At 62.5% G+C, this 19113-nt stretch carries 18 protein-coding genes and 4 pseudogenes; 17 read left to right on the forward strand and 5 right to left on the reverse strand.

Annotation, left to right across the window (positions count from 1 at the left end; genetic code table 11):
* The 3 genes and pseudogenes from AC5P8U_RS19075 to AC5P8U_RS19085 all read left to right on the forward strand — a co-directional run.
* Positions 1 to 333 (forward strand): annotated as a pseudogene (locus AC5P8U_RS19075) (type IV secretion system protein); the annotation flags it as partial.
* 68 nt (positions 334 to 401) lie between these two features.
* Positions 402 to 920 (forward strand): DUF4189 domain-containing protein, encoded by a 519-nt coding sequence (locus tag AC5P8U_RS19080; protein WP_439426978.1) that lies wholly within the window; start codon positions 402 to 404, stop codon positions 918 to 920.
* Between the two features lie 488 nt (positions 921 to 1408).
* Positions 1409 to 1600 (forward strand): annotated as a pseudogene (locus AC5P8U_RS19085) (TrbL/VirB6 family protein); the annotation flags it as partial.
* A 27-nt stretch (positions 1601 to 1627) separates the two neighbouring features.
* Here the strand turns inward: AC5P8U_RS19085 and AC5P8U_RS19090 are convergent.
* A pseudogene (locus AC5P8U_RS19090) lies at positions 1628 to 1779 on the reverse strand (transposase); the annotation flags it as partial.
* Between the two features lie 443 nt (positions 1780 to 2222).
* On the opposite strand from AC5P8U_RS19090, the gene AC5P8U_RS19095 reads away from it, so the two are divergent.
* The 10 genes and pseudogenes from AC5P8U_RS19095 to AC5P8U_RS19140 all read left to right on the forward strand — a co-directional run bounded on the left by AC5P8U_RS19095 (position 2223) and on the right by AC5P8U_RS19140 (position 12635).
* Positions 2223 to 2861 (forward strand): hypothetical protein, encoded by a 639-nt coding sequence (locus AC5P8U_RS19095; protein WP_439426268.1) that lies wholly within the window; start codon positions 2223 to 2225, stop codon positions 2859 to 2861.
* A complete protein-coding gene (locus tag AC5P8U_RS19100; RefSeq protein WP_439426267.1) occupies positions 2858 to 4342 on the forward strand; it encodes an XVIPCD domain-containing protein in 1485 nt (494 codons plus the stop codon). The genes AC5P8U_RS19095 and AC5P8U_RS19100 overlap by 4 nt, the downstream gene beginning before the upstream one ends.
* A 213-nt stretch (positions 4343 to 4555) precedes the next feature.
* Positions 4556 to 5929, forward strand: a pseudogene (locus AC5P8U_RS19105) (TraG/VirB4 family ATPase); the annotation flags it as partial.
* A 24-nt stretch (positions 5930 to 5953) separates the two neighbouring features.
* Positions 5954 to 6781, forward strand: a complete 828-nt coding sequence (locus tag AC5P8U_RS19110) for a TrbJ/VirB5 family protein (RefSeq protein ID WP_447897094.1) — start codon at positions 5954 to 5956, stop codon at positions 6779 to 6781.
* A gap of 74 nt (positions 6782 to 6855) precedes the next feature.
* Entirely contained in the window at positions 6856 to 7995 is a 1140-nt protein-coding gene (locus AC5P8U_RS19115; RefSeq protein WP_242015799.1) for a TrbL/VirB6 family protein, read from the forward strand.
* Between the two features lie 43 nt (positions 7996 to 8038).
* Positions 8039 to 8581 (forward strand): DUF4189 domain-containing protein, encoded by a 543-nt coding sequence (locus AC5P8U_RS19120; RefSeq protein WP_088497921.1) that lies wholly within the window; start codon positions 8039 to 8041, stop codon positions 8579 to 8581.
* 413 nt (positions 8582 to 8994) lie between these two features.
* The gene (locus AC5P8U_RS19125) at positions 8995 to 9519 is read left to right on the forward strand and encodes a DUF4189 domain-containing protein (RefSeq protein WP_164282753.1); all 525 of its coding nucleotides are present in this window, start codon (positions 8995 to 8997) and stop codon (positions 9517 to 9519) included.
* 320 nt (positions 9520 to 9839) lie between these two features.
* Positions 9840 to 10376 (forward strand): hypothetical protein, encoded by a 537-nt coding sequence (locus AC5P8U_RS19130; protein WP_088497922.1) that lies wholly within the window; start codon positions 9840 to 9842, stop codon positions 10374 to 10376.
* Positions 10377 to 10433: 57 nt separating this feature from the next.
* Entirely contained in the window at positions 10434 to 11438 is a 1005-nt protein-coding gene (locus AC5P8U_RS19135) for an XVIPCD domain-containing protein (RefSeq protein ID WP_447897093.1), read from the forward strand.
* Positions 11439 to 11534: 96 nt separating this feature from the next.
* Positions 11535 to 12635 (forward strand): hypothetical protein, encoded by a 1101-nt coding sequence (locus AC5P8U_RS19140; RefSeq protein ID WP_447897092.1) that lies wholly within the window; start codon positions 11535 to 11537, stop codon positions 12633 to 12635.
* Between the two features lie 52 nt (positions 12636 to 12687).
* On the opposite strand, the gene AC5P8U_RS19145 is transcribed toward AC5P8U_RS19140, so the two are convergent.
* The 3 genes from AC5P8U_RS19145 to AC5P8U_RS19155 are packed head-to-tail and all read right to left on the reverse strand — an operon-like array spanning position 12688 to position 15378.
* A complete protein-coding gene (locus AC5P8U_RS19145) occupies positions 12688 to 14013 on the reverse strand; it encodes an XVIPCD domain-containing protein (protein ID WP_072168084.1) in 1326 nt (441 codons plus the stop codon).
* A complete protein-coding gene (locus AC5P8U_RS19150) occupies positions 14010 to 14663 on the reverse strand; it encodes a hypothetical protein (protein ID WP_088497925.1) in 654 nt (217 codons plus the stop codon). Before AC5P8U_RS19150 ends, AC5P8U_RS19145 begins: the two co-directional genes overlap by 4 nt.
* Positions 14664 to 14706: 43 nt before the next feature.
* Positions 14707 to 15378 (reverse strand): hypothetical protein, encoded by a 672-nt coding sequence (locus tag AC5P8U_RS19155; RefSeq protein ID WP_088497926.1) that lies wholly within the window; start codon positions 15376 to 15378, stop codon positions 14707 to 14709.
* A gap of 246 nt (positions 15379 to 15624) precedes the next feature.
* Here AC5P8U_RS19155 and AC5P8U_RS19160 point away from each other — a divergent pair, with 246 nt between their 5' ends.
* Entirely contained in the window at positions 15625 to 16131 is a 507-nt protein-coding gene (locus tag AC5P8U_RS19160; RefSeq protein ID WP_005417179.1) for a GNAT family N-acetyltransferase, read from the forward strand.
* Positions 16132 to 16165: 34 nt separating this feature from the next.
* On the opposite strand, the gene AC5P8U_RS19165 is transcribed toward AC5P8U_RS19160, so the two are convergent.
* Complete coding sequence (locus AC5P8U_RS19165) at positions 16166 to 16603, reverse strand: acetyltransferase (protein WP_065186149.1); 438 nt, start codon at positions 16601 to 16603, stop codon at positions 16166 to 16168.
* Between the two features lie 184 nt (positions 16604 to 16787).
* On the opposite strand from AC5P8U_RS19165, the gene tadA reads away from it, so the two are divergent.
* From tadA to AC5P8U_RS19180, 3 genes are all read left to right on the forward strand, one after another.
* Positions 16788 to 17312, forward strand: coding sequence for a tRNA adenosine(34) deaminase TadA (tadA, locus tag AC5P8U_RS19170; RefSeq protein ID WP_005417177.1), 525 nt, complete (start codon positions 16788 to 16790; stop codon positions 17310 to 17312).
* Between the two features lie 75 nt (positions 17313 to 17387).
* Positions 17388 to 17960 (forward strand): oligoribonuclease, encoded by a 573-nt coding sequence (orn, locus tag AC5P8U_RS19175; RefSeq protein ID WP_053499815.1) that lies wholly within the window; start codon positions 17388 to 17390, stop codon positions 17958 to 17960.
* A 143-nt stretch (positions 17961 to 18103) separates the two neighbouring features.
* Positions 18104 to 18979 (forward strand): EcsC family protein, encoded by an 876-nt coding sequence (locus AC5P8U_RS19180; RefSeq protein ID WP_049415102.1) that lies wholly within the window; start codon positions 18104 to 18106, stop codon positions 18977 to 18979.
* Positions 18980 to 19113: the final 134 nt, after the last annotated feature.

Genomic DNA, 19113 nt, shown 5'->3' on the forward strand with positions numbered 1-19113 from the left:
GGCATGACCAGCCAGGCGATGCAGCAGGGCGGCATGGGATTGATCCTGACGACCTTGATTCTGACTGCGCCCCCAATGGCGGCCATGTTCTTCCAGGGGACCTTGGGTGGTTTCGCGCCATACTCCCAGATCGGTGGCTCTGCTGCTGGCCAGCCGGGTCCGCAGGGCCAGCCGCCGGGTTCGTATACGCCGGCGCAGACGGTAAATAGCCATTCAACGTCGAGCGGATCGCAAGTGGATACTGTCCAGCAGAACATGACAAGAACTGTTGGGGCAGTGTCTGAAGCTGGAGTTTCGAACTCTAACGGTCGAAAGTTAGGAAATGCAGATTGAGGTAGATTGCATGGGGGCTCTTCCCTATGTCTAGTGCTTACTTAGGTTGAACGGAGGGTGCTGTGAAAATGCTTGTTGCTGTGCTTCTGTTGTTTGCTTTGCCCTTCGTTGCGTTTGCCGAGGGTAGGTGCCCTCCTGGCCAGTACCCAATAGGCGACAGCCGTGCACCAGGATGTGCTCCGATTCCTGGCGGCGGTGCTTCTGATGGACAGCAGGGGCCGGTTGCAACGGGGAAGTGGGAGACAAGGTGGGGAGCCATCGCAGAGGATTCGAGCACGCTTACTACCGGCGCGGCGTTCTCAATGAAGTCGAAACGTCGGGCGGTTAGTGCCGCAATGGCTGAATGTAATCGCTTGGGGGGGAAGCAGTGCAAGCTCAGGCTCGCCTATCACAATCAATGTGTGGCGATTGCGGATCCATCAGCAGAGTCGCTCGCTCGCTCATCCGGTCAGTCAATGGCGGTGACGGCCGAGACTGAAAGTAAGGCCAAGGATATGGCAATCACCCAGTGCCAAGCCTACGGTGCGGGACAGCTTTGCAGTGTGGTGTATTCGGGCTGCAGCATGTCGGAGTTCAAGGCCTTCTGATCGTTAGGGTCGGGCAAGTGCGCGCCTGCATGTCTCACGCTGATTGGTGTTGTACGGTATTGACAGACTTACTATGAAGGTTGACTTGACCTTGAAACATTCGGCTTGAGTGTTGTGGCTAGGTAGCTTCTAAGCGATGGGGCGCGGCGATGGCGCGGCAAGGTGCTCAGGCATTTGGAATGCCGGAAGTGTTTTTATGATGCCTTGGTCATGGCTGCAATCCAAATGAGGGCAGTTCTTCTGAGACGAGTAGGTCTTCGGCCAGGCTGCATTCCACTTTCTGAGCGCGTCTATTTTTGCGATGACGAGCCCCCCGCCAAGATCGGAATGGTGCAGGCCGCACTTGGTATTGCTCTGTTCGCTGGTGAAGTGCCGGGTTTGCCTCTGTGATACTGGTTTGGCACTGACACATATTCACCTCAGTTCGTTGCCTTGTGGCCTTCTGGGATTTGATGTTGCTGCTCTAGGAGGTCGTGCCGGCGCTGTTCATCATCCTCACGACCCTGATCCTGATCGCTCCCCCAATGGCGGCGATGTTCTTCCAGGGCACCCTGGGTAGCTTCATGGCATATTCGCAGATAGGTGGCGGCCCGGCTGCGCAGGCGCCGGGCCCGAGTGGGCAGCCGCCGGGTAGCTACCACACGCCGGATAAGCCTTCGGCGAGCAAGGGAAGCGAAGGCGCTCTCGAACATCTGCGCGCCCCGCCCATGGGTCTCCAGCAGCCGGCGGAAATTGAGAATCGTGGTCTCGTCTGGAATGCGCTCCTGGTTTTGATGCCGGCAAATCGGCGCATCACCGCCGTGTCATACAGCGCCTCTTCCATCGATGGGGCGCTCAGCGCGTACCAATGCTGCAGAAGCTTGCCAGTCCAGCTGTCGCATTTTTCTCTCAGTTCGACTATGTCAGTCTTGATCTTGGGGATTATCCAACGACACAGTGATGCGCCCGATGCCGGGGACTGGCGCCTGCCCGTAGTACTGAGGACTTGGAGCACAGGTGTAGCGGGTCGTATAGTCAGATGTCGCTGAGCAGTGGAACGCCGATGAACGATACGCCGCAAAGCCTCGTGCCACCTGATCGCAAGGAAGGAGCATCGGGATGCAGCCAGCATGAAATGCGCAATCTGTCGCATTTGCCCCGAGATGCTCTTCATGGCACCGTCGTCTGCGGCGTAATCCGCTATTCCGCTGTTCACCGAGCAAGGCAACCCCGTCGGCAGTTTCACGCGTGGAGAACCATGCTCCGTAATAGCGCTGTACCGACGCGCCCGCGTGGTACCTCCACCAGCGACATGGACCGCTCATGCTGAAATCCATCCCCAGCCTTGCTCATGTTGCGTTGATCGCATTGGTCACATTGGCCATTCCAGGCTGCAACAAGGAACGCTCATATCCAGTCTACCGCGAAAATCCTACGCCCAAGGATGCGCTGCCGATTGTGATTCGGGTCCACGATGCACCCGTGGATGTCCCAACCCCCACGATCACCGTCTTGTACGAGATCGACTCGCTTTGCCTCCCTCCGATCAACAACTACGAGGGCGTGCATTACGAACCTAAATGGCATTCAGTTGAGTTCAAAGCGCGGCGAATAAGCGACACTGAGTTCACCACCACCGTGTTCAAAGACGGGATGGCGGTCGTTGACTATTACGGGCGCGGCCCATGCAACTGGATGCCGAATACTGTGCAGGCTTCGTTCCCGATGATCATTGATGGACGCACAATCTACGCAACAGTCGGCGCCTCTTTCCAGAAAATTGAAGACACGGGAGGCTCTACGACTTACGTAGAGAAGGAACTAGAACCTCTCATCCCAGGGCAGACACCTGAACGGGCCTGGACGCTGTCCAAGACGATGTTTGACAAGCGCCCACTCGCAGATCGCCCAAAGTACTTCCCCATAGAGATCTCCTCACGAGTTCAAGGAGATGCCCCATGAACCCTATTACCAGCGCTACACTCTCGGATCATGTCTACAATGGGTTATCTCCGGATGCCGCGTCCGTCACCATTGCAGGAATCGAGTACGAGATCTTAGCTAGACGGGATTCCAGCACTGGTTACCAAGGCACTGTCTATCGCAAAGTTGAAACCGACGAAGTCATCATTGCCCATCGCGGCACCGAGTTTGATCGCCAGCTCCTTCTAGATGGCAGCATTGACGCTGCGATGGTCACCGCCAGAGTCAACGCGCAACTCGGCGACGCCCTCGCCCTGACCAGGCAGGCCATCAAGCTGGCCGATGAAAAGGGGATTGGACCCGTGTACGTCACCGGCCACTCCCTCGGCGGCGCACTCGCGCAGATCACTGCCCACCGCTACAACCTCCCCGGCGACGCCTTCAATCCTTACGGTGCTGCCGGGCTGGCATATCGCCTTCCTGAAGGCCAGCCATCCAACGCGGCACCCTTCACCAACCATGTGATGGCAGGCGACCTGGTCAGTGCGGCCGGCCCTCATTACGGCAAGGTCGAGATGTATGCGCTGCCCAAGGAACTGGAGGTTCTTCGCCATGCCGAGCAGGGCCAGCGCATCGCCGCGCTCGGATCGCTTGCGATGAGAAGCGGCCATGTCATGTCCGCCGCCGTGGCGGTCCAGCTGGGTGACTCCCATCGCATGGTTCATTTCCTTGACCGCATGACCGACAAGGGGCCGGCGCTGTCTGTACTGGACAACCCACAGGCCCGGGTTACGGATCCTGAGGACCTGCGCCGGATTGCCGACTATCGCAGTGATGTTCATCAACTGCGTGCGGGAGCGACCGTGCTTGTCGGCGGCGGCCCCGGTCTGCTGCGCGACGGTATCAATTACCTGCGCGATGTTGAGGAAGCCGGGGCATACGCCCGTCGCGCAGCTGAAGCCGAGCAGCGGGCCCGGAATGCGCTCAGGCCTGGCGAGCAACTGATCCAGGATGCAACCGACAATGGCTCGCCCTCTCTCAGCAATCCCGCTTTCTCTCCCAGGAACCCTTTGCAGGAAAGCATCGAATCAACCTTGGACAAGGCAGGCCTGGATCCCAGGAAGGAAGGCCACCCCGACCATGCGCTCTACCGGCAGATTCGCGACGGCGTATCCGCCGTGGATGCCAGGCACGGGCGCAGCTTCGATGAAACCAGCGAGCGGATAACCGCCAGCCTGCTAGTAACAGCCAAGAGCAGCGGCATGGAACGCGTCGATCATGTGGTCTTGGGCAATCCACCCAGCGATGGCTCAGCCCCTCGCATGTTCGTTGTGCAGGGAGCACTCGACAATCCGGCACACCTGCGCGCGTCGGTTCCAATCAGCGAGGCAATCAATACGCCGGTAGAGCAGTCGCTCGCCAAGGCCGAACAGGTTTCGCAGGCACAGCAGGTCGCCCAGCAAGACCACGCCCAGGAGCAAACCCAAGAACAGCCCCGCGTTGCGATTCGCCTGGGCTAGCAGGCTGCCGGAAAACACCCGATGATTCACGCGGTCAGATTGGGTGCTATTTCGGTCGTTTCCATGTCGGTTCTCCGTTCTGCACGCACATCTGTCCGAAGGTGCGCATCGAGACCAGGCTGTAGGCGGCCATGTTCAGCACGAAGACCTGATCCACTACTTGATCAATCGCGTCACTGAGCCGGTCCCCGTGCTGTCGGCGCTGATCAGGGAGTCACCTCGTCCTTCTATTCGCAGCTGCCGGGCAACTGGCGCTATCGCACCCGCCTGGCCAATGTCAGCTCGCTGAACTTCCTGGGCCTGTCGCCGCTGCACAACTTCGCCACTGGCAAGCAGCACAACAACCCGTGGGGCGACTGCGTGACCACGCTGCAGACCACCAACGGCCAGCCGTACTACTTCAAACTCCATGCCACCCATCCATCCGAGAATTCGCTGGGTGAGAAGGCGATCGCCAACACCATGGTGATCGGCAAGTCCGGTACCGGTAAGACCGCGCTGATCAACTTCTTGCTCAGCCAGGTGCAGAAGTACGAGCCGTCGCCGACCATCTTCTTCTTCGACAAGGATCGTGGTGCGGAGATCTTCGTCCGTGCCTGCGGTGGCAACTATCTGGCCCTGGAGAACGGCGCGCCGACCGGCTTCAACCCGTTCCAGTGCGAGAACAATGAAGCCAACGTGCAGTTCCTGGCCGACCTGATCAAGGTGCTGGCCGGCAAGCGTGAGTACAGCGCCCGCGAGGAAGAGGACATCTACCGCGCAGTGGAAAGCATGCTCGATACGCCGATGCACCTGCGCAGCATGACCAACTTTCAGAAGAGCCTGCCCAACATGGGCGACGATGGGCTCTACGCGCGCATGCGCCGCTGGACCTCGGGCAATTCGCTGGGCTGGGTCTTCGACAATCCCGTCGACACTGTTGACCTGAGCAGGGCCAACATCATCGGCTTCGATTACACCGACATCATCGACAATCCCGAAGTGCGCGTGCCGGTCATCAATTACCTGCTGCACCGCCTGGAGTCGCTGATCGATGGCCGTCCGCTGATCTACGTGATGGATGAGTTCTGGAAGATCCTGGACGGCGAGGGTGGCCTGAAGGAATTCGCGAAGAACAAGCAGAAGACCATCCGTAAGCAGAACGGTCTGGGCATCTTCGCGACGCAGAGCCCGGAGGACGCGCTGAAGAGCGATATCTCTGCCGCGCTGATCGAGCAGACCGCCACGCTGATCCTTCTGCCGAACCCGAATGCCAGCAAGAGCGATTACATGGACGGCCTGAAGCTGACCGAGGCCGAGTTCAAGGTGGTTACCGCGCTCGACGAGCGCTCGCGCTGTTTCCTGGTCAAGCAGGGCCATGCATCGAGCGTCTGCCAGCTGAACCTGCGCGGCATGGACGACATTCTGTCGGTGATCTCGGCGTCGACCGACAACATCGACATCATGCATCGGGTGTTGCAGACCGCTGCGGTCCGCAACCGGATCACCGTGGATGAGCTGACGCCGGAGCAGTGGCTGGAGGACTTCTACAAGAACCGAAAGGGCTCTGGTAGAGCCAAGGCCTCTGCCGAAACCGATGCGGCTTGAAAGCCCTGGATCAGACAGCGCCGAATGAAATCCATTCCCCTGGAGAAGAACATGAGCATGACATCCCGAATTCACAAGCGCCACCGCGGTCTGCGTCAGAAGCGCCTGGCAGCCATCCTGCTGGGGAGCATGGTCATGTTCTCCGCCACGTCGGTTTCGGCCGGTGGCTACCCTGTTATCGACTTCAGTAATCTCGCGCAGGCGCTGAAGGATGTTGCCCAAGGAAAAGCACAGCTCAAGGCTGATGGGCTGGAGTATGCGGCTCAGGTTGATCGCTGGAGAAGGACGTTCCAGGAATATCAGAACGCGCTTGTCCAGATCCAGGGCATGATCAACAACTTCGGCTTGCCGCCAGGCGCCACATTGGAGCGGGTTCCAGACGACTATATGGTCGCCGACCTCTGCCGTATATCTGCGGGCTTCAGCGCTGGCAGCCTGCTGAAGAAGTTTGTGCTGGATACCTCCGGTGATCTCTACGCGCAGCAGCAGCAGCTGTGCGTCAACATACAGATGATGGAAAACCGGAAGCGCAACGAGACGGTGGATTTCATCGAGAAGACCATTCCCAGTATCAACGCGTCGTTGTCTGAGATCATGGGCTGGCGAGGCGGCGCCGATGGCAATCTTGCGGGAACTCTTTCGGCGGTGAACAGTGACTCCCTGCGTACGGCAAACGATATTTCCAAGCTGCAGCAGGAGTGGGAGGCGCGCATGCGGTCCTACGACGCCTATCAGGAGTCAATGATGGCCAATCAGCGCGTGCTGGCGCGCGTGGCATTGAAGGGCAAGCCGGGCGTCATCTCGCAGCTGGTCAAGACGGCTGCATTGGAACGCGCTTTGCACGTCGACTGACGCCGCTTGGGGCAGGTGCATAGGCACCCGCTCCATGAGGTTGTCCGGTAGGGATACATCAAGGGATTGCGGAAATGATCAGGTCGATTGCCAATTTTGACTTCAATGGCGGATTCCAGGATTTGATGGGGCACGTTGCGCGTGTCCAGTCGATCGGGGATTTCGTGTTCTTCAAGTTCATCTTCGACTTCCTGCGAAGAAAGATAAACAAGTTCGGCATCGACATGATGGGGGAAATGATGCAGTGGGTCGGCGGCATCGCCCTCACGCTCATGACCCTGTGGGTGCTGGTGCAGGGCTTCCGCATCGTGACCGGCCGCAGCCGGGACTCAATGATGGTATTGGTGACAAATATGGCGCGTGCGGCGTTGATCGTCAGCGCGGCCACCACGATGGGCGCGTTCGGCACCAACCTGCAGAGCTTCCTCACCCACGACGTCAAGGCAGAAATCACGAAGGTTGTGACGGGCTCGAACGAGTCACCCGAAGCTCAGATCGACAAGAGCCTGGCATGGATGCAGGTGGCGCTTTCCAGTATCGACGCCATCCAGATCATGAATGACGGGGAGCTGCTGGAGGACAAGAAGCGGGCACTGTTCTTCATCGGCATGGGCACCGCAGGTCCAGCCATCACCGCTGGTGCGATGCTGATGCTGTATGAAATCGCCATGGCGCTGTTCATCGGCTTTGGCCCCCTGTTCATCCTCTGCCTGTTGTTCGACCAGACCAAGCAGTTGTTCCAACGTTGGCTGTTCTACGGCATCGGCACGATGTTCTCCATGGCCGTACTTGCAGCGATGGTCTCCATTGCACTGGACATGGTGGTACGTGTAGCGGCCACTTTCTGGACCACAGCGCTGGTGCAGGAGTTCATCCTCAAGGAAAGCATGTCCGACGGCATGACCAGCCAGGCGATGCAGCAGGGAGGCATGGGCCTGATCCTCACCGCGTTGATCCTGACTACACCCCCAATGGCAGCGATGTTCTTCCAGGGTACCCTGGGCACCTTCATGGCATATTCGCAGATAGGCGGTGGCGCAAGTGCCTCGCCGAGTGCCGATGGTCGTCCGCCGGGCATGTCGGCCCCGCCGCCGGCGCCGTCGGGAGATCGTGGTTCGGTGGGGGCGCCTGTCGCAGCAACCTCCCCTGTTGTCAATAACGCGATTGCTCCGACTCAAAGCCCAGGTATGCGAGGAAATGCAACAGCTCAATGAGTTGTGAGACTGAGGCGCCGTGAATTTTCAGAGATTCAAGACAATGGCCGATTTCAAACCTTTACGCGGTAATCCGGCGTTCGTGACTCTGACGCTGCTGTTTGCTGCACTCCTCGTTGCCAATAACGCCAATGCGGAGGGCCGATGCCCGGCCGGCCAGTACCCCATCGGCGATCAAGGGGTGGGGGGGTGTGCCCCCATCCCTGGAGCGGGGGGGAGCGCCCGTGGGGCGGAACCCGCTGGCCAGTGGCATAAGACGTGGGGTGCCATTGCTTCCTCGCCCAGTACGAACGAAGCAGGCGTGGCGACAGGGAGGGCGACGAAAGAGGATGCGGAGCGTGTCGCTCTCGAGGGATGCGGCATGCGCGCTGCTCGCGACTGCCGAATACTCATCGCGTACCGAAACCAGTGCGCCGCTTGGGTCGTTCCTCAGAGCCAAGGCAATGGGGCGCGTGGTGGCGTTGCGAGCGGTCAAGACTTGAAGGAAGCCATTGCGCAGGCACAAAAGATCTGCGTGGATCCGGCTGGAACGCAATGCAAAGTCGCCTACTCAGCGTGTTCTGAGCCGGTCTATGAGGCGTTCTAGCTAAAGGATCCTGACAGCCAGTATCTGGAGCGTGTTGATTTCTCAGGGCAACGGCTAGGGCAAGCTTCGACATGCCGACGTGAAGGCGATATTGGTGCGACGGCGTCTATGTGATCGCCAGTAACTTGCTGTGCCCCGGCTCTATTTCAACTGGGTGATTTACTTCAGTCTAGCCTGCGTTGATGCACAGTCTGACGCGATTGACCTTGAGCGTTCAGCGTGGCTGCGCGACCATGGGGCTTGCAGAGCACTCCGGTTGGAATCGCCGAGTTCTCCAATGATCTGGTACCCGGCCAGCCTGGGCCTTGTTTGCTCTGCGGAGCCCTCCCAATCCGGGAGGCAAGTTTGGGCAACGATCGTCTGCTCAGGCCGTCCCACCTTTCACAATGGGCAGCAAAGGGATGAGTCTCCCCATGAAACGAATCCACCTCGCTTTCCTCCCGTGTCTGCTGATTGCAGGCATGTTGCCATTCAACGCGCTTGCCGAAGGCAACTGCCCGCAGGGCATGTATCCCATCGTTGGCCAGGGTGTACAGGGCTGTGCACCCATTCCGGTGAACAGCTCGGGCTCTCCGTACAACAATCGCCCCAGCTGGGCGCAGACCGTGCGCGGCGTGGCAATGGATGCCCGCGGCGATACCTTCATCAGCAACTCGATGCGTTCGCGGAGCAAGGCCAAGCGCGCATCCATGAAGGAGTGCAAGGAGTTCGGGAAGGGCGAATGTACATTGGCGACCCTGTTCCAGGCGCAATGCGTGGCGGTCGCCCACGCGGGCCTGGGCACTGAAACCACCAGCGTTGCCACCGCCATGTCCGAACAGGGAGCGGTCATTGTCGCTATGCAGCAATGCAACGCGAAGGCGGCATGGAGGCAGCTGCCGCAGGGGCAATGCGGGATCGCCAGAACGGCCTGCACGGCAGATCTGTTCATCAGGTAAGGCGCCATTCACGCTAAGCCTCGTTTTCTGTGATCAATTCCGCTTTTCGATTTCCTCGGACTTCGACGCGGCAGAACGCCTCGCGGTAAGCTCCTCGCGCGTCATGAAAATGACGCGCCAGTGCCGCCGAATGCAGGAGTTCTTCCGTCCAATGAGGACTCTGTCAGCCCCTGCATCGGGTAACGCTCGCCATCATCGCGGTCTTGCCGTACGCAAGGCTATGATCCCTGTCCGCGCGATCGCGGATAAGCCGGAGTACCGCATTCCGGCTGGGCAGGGAGGCGGGTATCGGCATGACCACATTGAAGGAGTGGGAGGGGATGGAAGACAGGGTTGGCGCACACATGGACGATGCCCTGGCATTTGTTCCGTCCGGTGCGAACCTGCTGGAAGCCGTCAGGGGCGAACTCAACGGCGATGGCATCGAGTATCAGCTGCTGGTCATCGACCAGCCGACGCCGGAAGGGCTGGTGCCCGGCCAGCACGGGCCAAACCGGGTGCTGCTGTTGCTGCGCGGTGATGGGCGCGGGCGCTGGCAGCTGGCCGCGCGCAACGACAAGCTGGTGCCGTGTTCCACCCGAGGTGGCCTGGCCGGCGACCCTTTTGCGTATGCAATGGTCGAGAAGGGCACCTTCAGCGTGATCACCAACGGCGGTAGCCGCGAGCGCTGGAGCAGCACCTACCGGTTCCGCTATGCGCCCGCGGACGAGGCCTGCTGGGTTGACGGGGTGAGACGCAAGGTCGTGGATATCGAGACCGAAGCGACCAACATCCGGGATTACTCGGCGGCGGAGCTGGGCAGGGTGAGGTTCGAGGACTTCGACCCATCCAGTGTTGCCGAGGTGTCGCTTCCATGAGCCAAGCTCCAACCGGCGGAAGGGAATCCGCGCTGATGAAGATTCAGGAGTTGCACTGTGTCGACCGATAGAGAGTCGCAGCTGTTGCGACAGGCGACCAAAGCCGGCATCGACTCCCCGCTTGAACTGGCCAATTTCATGGCCCAGGCAGGGCACGAGTCGCGCGGCCTGAGCCGGCTCAACGAGAGCTTCAACTTCACCCGGGGAATCTCGCAGATCCCGGTGGAGGCTGCATGGCGCAATGGCAACGCCGCGTTGGAGAGCGCCCGCCAGGAAGCGCTGCGTGGTCGCCCGGAAAACCTGGCTGAGCTGATGTACGGCGGGCGCATGGGCAACGACGCGCCTGGTGACGCTCTGAAGTACCACGGCCGCGGCTATCTGCCATTGGTCGGCAAGGAGAATTACGAGCGTGCCGGCAAGGCGCTGGATCTGGACCTGGTGAATCACCCGGAGCTGGCAGCGCAGCCCGAGCACGCAGGCCGTATTGCCGTATGGCAGTGGCAGACACGGGTGCCGGAGGGGGCGCGCCATGATGTGCGAGAAGCAACTTATGCGCTCAACGGCGCGCTCAATGGCATCGAGGCGCGCCGGCAGAGATTTGAGGTCTGGCAGCAGAAGTTGACGCCGGACGTGATGGCGCGACTGGATCGCGGCGAAGTCGGTGCGCCGGCGCAGACCATTGCACGCGACATGTCGCATACCGGTGAGCCCGGCAACGCATTGTTCGAGGATGCGCGCCGGCACCTGCAGCAGATGGGGCCACAAAGTGGACTGCGCAGTGCACAGGAGCTCGACAATACCGCTGGCGCATTGGCGCTGGGGGCGCAGAAGGCCGGCCTGTCGCGTATCGATCATCTGCTGGCGGGCAGCGACGGCCGTACGCTGTTTGCAGTGCAGGGTGCGCTGGGTGATCCGGCCATGCTGCGTGCGTCCGTTGACCGGGAGCAGGCCTCCCAGCAGCCTCTGGCGCAGAGCAGCCAGCAGTTGGCGGCTAGTGTTGCGCAGCAGGATCCGACGGCCGCGCTCGCCCGCGAGCAGGAGCAGCGTTCTCGATCCCTGTAACGCCGATGCCGGCGGGCAGGGTGCCCGCTGGCGCTTTACGTACGACGCGTGGCGCCCTGTGGCGCCGACATGGAAACCCACTCGTAAGGACACCACATGCGAATCGTTCCCTCGAATACCCGGCACGCCGCTGCCCGCTGCAATGCATCCGCGCGCCGCCTGCCGCCGCTCTGGCTGCTGTCACTTGGACTTGCCGCAGCCTCGGCACAGGCTCAGGAGGCAGCGCCGCCCGTCGCGGAAACGCACGCCACGGCACAGGCGATCGCTGATGCGCCTGCAGGGACGGCACCGCCTGCCGCCGTCGAGCCAACCGTTCCCGCGGTAGCACCCTCACCGCCCGCATTGGCCATCGTGCCGTTGCCGCCCGAGCAGGCGACCGAGCGGGCGCTCGGTGCCCGCTGCCCGGTGGATCTGGCCGGGCGGCTGGCGACCCAGGGCGACCTGCTGATTGGCGCCTGCCAGGGCACCATGCCGGCGCATCTGGCCGCGTTGCTGGTCGCGCTGCCCGTGCAGGACATCCACCTGCCGCGCAGCTGGCGCGAGCGTGAGGTGCGGCAGAAGGCCTGGTTCAAGGCGGTGCCGGGCTACGGCCAGCGCCCGGACTTCATCGTGCGGATGGGCGACATCTGGGTGCGTTCGCTGAAAGGGCGCGACGCCGAGAGCACGTTCTACCTGGTGTCGGCGCCGTTCACCTGCAGCGACCAGGTTGCCAACCGGGATGAGTACGGCGCGGAGCCGGTCCGCGTACCCGCAGGTGATTGCCGCGAGGCTTATGTGGCCCAGCGTGTGTACCAGGTCCGCGGGGATGCGGCGCCGCGGGATGTGACCGCCGATGCCATGCCGACGATGCCCCCGGTCACGGAGGCCGATCGTGCGCGCCAGCTGTCGCGTGAGGGACGGATCAGCCTGGACTACAGCAAACTGCAGTATGGCCCGGCAATGCGCTGGTTCGTGCAGTACCCGGAGACGGTGCAGAAGGGGGGGCCGCGCGCCTACAGTGACTGGAACCGTGAGCACATCGCGTTCGTGATCTGGACCGGTGATCGCTTCGAGCTGCGCGAGAAGGTCGCGCGCGCGCAGTGGCCCTGTGACCCGGTGGCACCCGGCGATCGCGCCTGTGGCGGATTCCCGGATTCCGGGCCCGATCTGTTCGTGACGGCCGCAGCATCCGTGCCAATGGCAGCGTCCAGCCCCTGAGCCGGAGTCTCGAAGTGATGCGGGAGCCGGGCTGACCGGCTCCCGCGCTGCATCAGGCCTGCAGGCTGCGGGTCTGGTTCCGCTGCTGTTCCAGCTGCTGGTCGCGCTCCAGCGCAACGCGCTGGTCGGCGGCCTGCTGGTCGATGCGCTGGCTGCTCTGTTCCAGCGGGGTGTTCATCGCCACTGCCGTATCTACCGATACGCGAAGGTGGGCCGGGTCGCCGCCCTGGCCCTGCACGGCGAAGCTGCGCGAGGCATCGGCATTCATGACCACTTCGTCGATGCGCTTGCCGCCTGCTGCGTGCATTTCGGCGGCCAGGCTGCCTGCCAATTGCGTGCTCATCACGTCTGGTACCCGGCCGACGCGGACATCCTGCGCGTGCACGCCACGGATCGCGTCGTTGAACAGTGGGTTGCCCACATGGTTGGCATCGTCCATTCGCAGCATGCTGGTGTGATGGCCGTTCTTCTCCGCTTCGCGGCGAGCCGGCTCACCGGGCTGCAGCGGGCCGCGGATGTGGTCGTACAGGTCGACGGCGCCGCCCGGAATGCCCCGCGCCGCGCGGGTGACACCACGGCGCAGTGATTCAACGTCGTCGCGGTATTCCTCGATCATCCTGGCGTTGTCTTTTGCCAGCTTCTGCGTTTCCGGGTGCTGCAGCACCGAGCCGTCACCGAGGAAGTTGCCCAGCTTGTGCGCGCCGAACGAGCTGCCTGCGGCGATGATCGGCCGGTCGGGGATAAGGGCGCGCAACGAGTGATTGCTGAAACCGTTCGCGGCGAGCGTGCTGATTTCATTCGGCCTGGCGTAGATGCGCACCTGGCCGAAGTGCGGCGACGCCGCGCTGACCGGATCGGAGGCCATGACATGGTTGATCATGGTGTTGCCGCCTTCCGGGATGCGGTAGCTGAGGCTGACCGCGCCATAGGCGTTGAAGGTTTCGCCCTTGACGTTGAAATGGTGCGAGGTGATCTGGGCCAGAGCGCCGCCGAGGGAGTGGCCGGTGACGGTGACCTCAGGAGCACGGCCTCCGAAGGCGGCGTCCTGCTTCGCGTAATCCAGTGCACTCTTGGTCAAAGCGATGGCATCGGGGGCCTGCACGTTGGTGCGGGCGACGACCATGCCGCCGTCGGTCAGGATGGCATCACGAGCTATCTGCTCGGTGCCGCGATGAGCCACAACGATCTCGTTGGTGTCGGCTCGCTGATAAACCGTGCCTTGGTAACCATTGAGCCGATTATTGACGTGATCGAGAATCTTGTATTCATGCCCGTTGATCGTGACGAGCTCTTCTTCCCCCGGACGCCTCCGGCCGACAGCGCGATCCTTGTAGGCATCGTCGGAAAGCGCCGCATAATCCTGCGTGCTGATGGTCATGGGGTGACCTCGCTGGCGCTGAGACTCATCGTGAACAACTTGCCCTGAAGTTCAGCAACGTAGTCAGCCGGGTCAGCCTTGCCGGTGGCCGGGTAGTTGGCAGCAAGTGGTGCCCGCGGATAGGCTGCGTCCGGATAATAAAGCGTGTGGGTCTTGCCTTCAGTCAGCGGTTCGGCCTTGACGAAAGTCAGGAAGCGGGTCTCTTCTTCAGCACCCGTTGCCTTCAGCATTGCCCCAGCACCAGCGAACTCCCAGTGGCACACGCCACGACCGTAGTAGTCTTCATCCAGCATGCGGTCCACATACAGCGTGCCCCGGTACTCACCATCGCTGACCTTGCGCAGTTCCACCGGTTCCTGGCTGGTAATCCGTGCAGCCGTGCCGGTGGCCGGCTCGATATAGCCACACTGGTCTTCGTTGGTGACGTCGTACTGGGCCACGCCTTCAACCACAGCGAAATCACCCGGGGCGTCCTTCAGGCGCAGCACCAGTTCATAGGCCTTGCGCGGGCTGGGGTTGAGCTTGGCGAGGCCGCGCCCACCCTGGGCGACATCGGCTTCAGCAGCGGCACGTTCCTGGTTCATGGCGGTCTCCGGATGGCAGGCGGTCAACAGAAGCAGAGCAAGGCACGGAATGATCTTGTGGCGCAATGTCGGGCTCCTGGTGTGTAAGGGTGAATGTGGCACTGGCGGCTCATGGCACGAGCTTCTGCACAGTGGTGGTGGATGAGAACAGCGCGTTGCGTAGATCGGCGTGATAGCGGGTCGGATCATCTTGACCGCTCGCTCCGTATCCGGGGATCTCTGCGATTCGCGGGTAATCTGCGCGCGGGTAGAACCGTGTCAACTGCTTCTCCGCTTCCACCTGCTCTTTGTCGACGAACGTCAGGAATCGCGTATCCGCCTTGCTGGTCGTAGCGCGCAACATCGCACCGACGCCCGTCAACGTCCAAACGCAGGCGCCGCGCCCGTAGTAGTCCTCATCCAGCATGCGGTCCAGGTAGAACGTACCGCGGTACTCGTTCTCGCTGACCTTGTGCAGGGTGACGGGCTCTTGGCTGGTGATGCGGCCCGCAGTGCCTGTTGCAGGCAGTATCCGCCCGCAGTCTTCGTAGTTGCTGACGTCATACTGGGCCACGCCCTCCACGATCGCGAACGGGCCCGGCGCGTCCTTCAGTGTCAGCACCAGTTCGTAGGCCTGCTTCGGCGCCGGGTTGAGTTTGGCCAGGCCGCGTCCACCCGCGGCGACGTCACGCTCGGCGTCGGCGTAGGGCGAACATGCCGCCAGCGGGACGAGGGCGAGCAATGCCAGGAGCGGCCGCCCCCTGGGTTCGGGGCGAGCTACACCCATGTCGCGAGCCTGCATCGTGCGTCCATGTCCATCTATCCTTCCTGGGTGGCAGGTATCTCGATTATGGAACGTGCCGGGAGCGCTGTGCCACCCTTGGAGACGGATTTTTGACGCCCCGGGGAAGCATTGCCCGGGCGGATCGCTTGCCGCACAAGGCTCGCGATCATCACGTTGGCATTGCTGCCGGAGGCAGGTCTGCGGCTGAATCCGTGACTGAAATCAATCATTCACATATCCATCACTTCATTGAAGGCGCTCTCCTTGAACTGCACGATCCGCCCTGAAATCCGCGAAGACCGCGCTGTCATCCACGCACTCACCGAGGCAGCCTTCCGCGAAGCCCCACACAGCAGCCACACCGAGCAGTTCATTGTGGATGCACTGCGTTCGCGTGGAGAGCTGAGTCTCTCGCTGGTCGCCGAGAAGGACGGGCAGGTCGTCGGGCATGTTGCCTTGTCGCCGGTGACGATCAGCGATGGCAGTACGGGCTGGTTTGGCCTGGGACCAATCTCGGTGCTGCCCGGATGGCAGGGGCAGGGTGTCGGCGCGGCGCTGATGCATGCGGCGCTTGATGCACTGCGTGAGCAGGGGGCGCAGGGCTGCGTATTGCTGGGAGAACCCGCGTATTACGGTCGATTCGGATTCCGCGCCGAGCCCGGCCTGGTGCTGCCGGGTGTGCCGCCAGAGTACTTCCAGGCGCTGCACCTGAGGCCGTCGATGGCGCAGGGAGAGGTGCAGTACTCACCGGCATTCGAAGCCACGGCCTGATGATCGGGGGCGGGCCTCGAATATCCGTCCAATGTCAGCCGTCGTGCCGGAGATGGATCAGAGGATACGGACGGCCCTGCGAATCCAGCGGTGAACGTCCGGTTTCGACGAAGCCCATGCGCAGGTAGAAGCCAACGGCCTGTGCGTTCTGCTCATTGACGTCGGTACTCAGCTGCGGATGCCGGGCCAGCGCGTGCTGCAGCAGTTGCCGGCCGATACCAGTGCCGCGCACGTCCGGATCGATGAACAGCGCTTCCATGTGCGTGCCGTCGATCAGCATGAAGCCCAGTGGCCGATCCTGCGCATCGACCGCAACGGTCATCGGCGCCTGCGGCAGGAAGCTGGCGACTTCGGCATCGATGGCCTGCCGGTCTTCGGCGCTGAGGAAGTCGTGGGTGGCGTCGACGGCACGGCGCCAGAGGTCGACGAGGGCGGCGCCGTCATCGGCGCGCGAGGGACGGAGGGTGGTCATGGGTTCACCAAGGTGCTTGCGGAAGGGCTCAGTATGAGGCCTGCAGCCTGGCTTCAGCGCGCTCGCTGCTTGGACCGCCTGTCGCGCGCAATGGCACCGCCTATACCCGCGCCGCCTGCACGGCCGCGGGCGTACAATGCGGCCCCGGCGGCCATCCTGGCCCTGCAGACATGCGAGAACCGCCATGACCGATGCCCTGGGTGTACCGGTGCACGACGCCGATGAACACTGGATGCGCCATGCGCTGGCGCTGGCCGAGCGTGCGCAGCGCGAGTTCGACGAGATTCCGGTCGGTGCGGTACTGGTGGGCGCCGATGGCCAGCTGCTGGGCGAGGGCTGGAACCTCAACATCGCCTCGCACGATCCCAGTGCGCATGCCGAGATCGTGGCCATGCGCGCCGGCGGCACGCGGCTGGCCAATCATCGGCTGCTCGGCAGCACCCTGTACGTGACCCTCGAACCCTGCGCGATGTGCGCGATGGCCATCGTGCATGCACGCGTCGCCCGCTTGGTCTACGGCGCCAGCGACCCCAAGACCGGCGCCTGCGGCAGCGTGTTCGACCTGCTGGGTGATGCCCGGCACAATCACCGGGTGGAAATCCACGGTGGGGTGCTGGCCAAGGAGGCCAGCATGCGCCTGACCAATTATTTCCGCGCCAAGCGCGGCAAGCCGCCGTTGCTGCTGGAAGACCATGCGGGCGAGGGCTGAGGGGCGAACGGGTATGATGGGCGCCTCTTTCCTTCACCGGTAGGCCGCGCGCCTGCCCAGCAATGAGGCGACACAATGGCGGACACCGGCGCGGCCAACGAGCGACTGATCTGGATCGACCTGGAGATGACCGGGTTGGATACCGACAACGATTCGATCATCGAGATCGCCACCGTGGTCACCGATGCCCAGCTCAATGTGCTGGCTGAAGGCCCCGAGTTTGCCATCCACCATCCGCTGGAAACGCTGGAAGCGATGGATGAGTGGAACCGCAACCAGCACCGTCGTTCCGGCCTGTGGCAGCGCGTGGTGGACAGCACCACCACCCTGGGCCAGGCCGAAGCGCAGACGGTGAACTTCCTGGCGCAGTGGATTCCGGCCGGTCTTTCGCCGATGTGCGGCAACTCGATCTGCCAGGATCGCCGCTTCCTGCACCGCCAGATGCCGAGGCTGGAGAAGTACTTCCACTACCGCAACCTGGACGTGTCCACGGTGAAGGAACTGGCCAAGCGCTGGGCGCCGAGCGTGGCCGCCGGCGTCGGCAAGAACAGCAACCATACCGCGCTGAGCGACGTGCATGATTCAATCGCCGAGCTGCGCCACTACCGCCAGTTCATGGGTGCGCTGTCGGGCCTGCCGGCTGCCTGAACGACGCCGTCGGGCATGGCCTGGCGCTACCGGGTGACACACCAACGGGTAGTGCCGGCCGCTGGCCGGCAAGGCGCCGGATCCGCGCCTTCTGTCGTGACCCACGACGAACCGTTCAACTTCCGGGCGCTAACATCGGCGCCATGAACGAGCCCATCCTGCTTCCCCGCGACATCGCCCATGACGCCCGCGACTGGTCCGACCTGCAGCGCGCGGTGGCGCTGCTGGAAGCGCCGACCCTGACCGCGCGCATGGCGAACCTGGTCGGTACGCCGCTGGAGTTCGCGGTGAAGGCGCTGCCCAGTTCGGTCTCCAACCGCATCCACGGTGCGGTGCAGGCGGCACTGTCCAAGTCGGCGCAGGCAGCCCTGTGGAGCATGGACAACTCGCCCGGCAAGGGAGCGTCGACCCGCTGGCACAAATTGGCGGCAGCCACCTCCGGTGCGGTCGGCGGTGCCTTCGGCTTTGCCGCCCTGCTCATCGAGCTGCCGGTGTCGACCACGATCATGATGCGTGCGGTGGCCGACGTCGCCCGCAGCGAGGGGTTTGACCTGTCCGAGTTCAGCACCCGCCAGGCGTGCCTGGAAGTGTTCGCGCTGGGCGGCAACTCGCCGCGTGATGACGCCAGCGAGACGGGCTATTACCTGGCCCGCGGCTTCACCACCGATGTGATGCGCCACCTGTCGGCCGAGCTGGCCGGGCGGGTGGTGACCGGCCGCGACCTGACGCTGGGCGTGGCGCCGAAGGAAGCCGGCAAGCTGCTGGCGAAGATGGTGGAGAAGGTGGCGGCGCGCTTCGGCGTGGTTGTTACCGAGAAATTCGCTGCGCAGGCGGTGCCGATCGTTGGTGCGGCCGCGGGTGCAACACTGAATACCATGTTCACCGATTACTACCAGGACATGGCGCGTGGTCACTTCATCGTGCGCCGGCTGGAGTTGAAGTATGGGGAAGATGTGGTGCGCGCCTGCTATGACCGCGTGGCACACGGTGCGGTAAAGATCGAGCCAAGGGTGGAGTAGATACACGCTGTGCGTGGATGAGCCCTCGTACAGGGTGATCCTTGCCGTGGGGGAACAACTGTTTTGCCAGTGCGTGCCTGTTGCCTGGCGGGCGCCATCCCCATTCTTGGTGGCACTCCTCCCGCAAGAGATCG

The organism is Stenotrophomonas sp. YJH_SMC_81 (genome assembly GCF_059370875.1).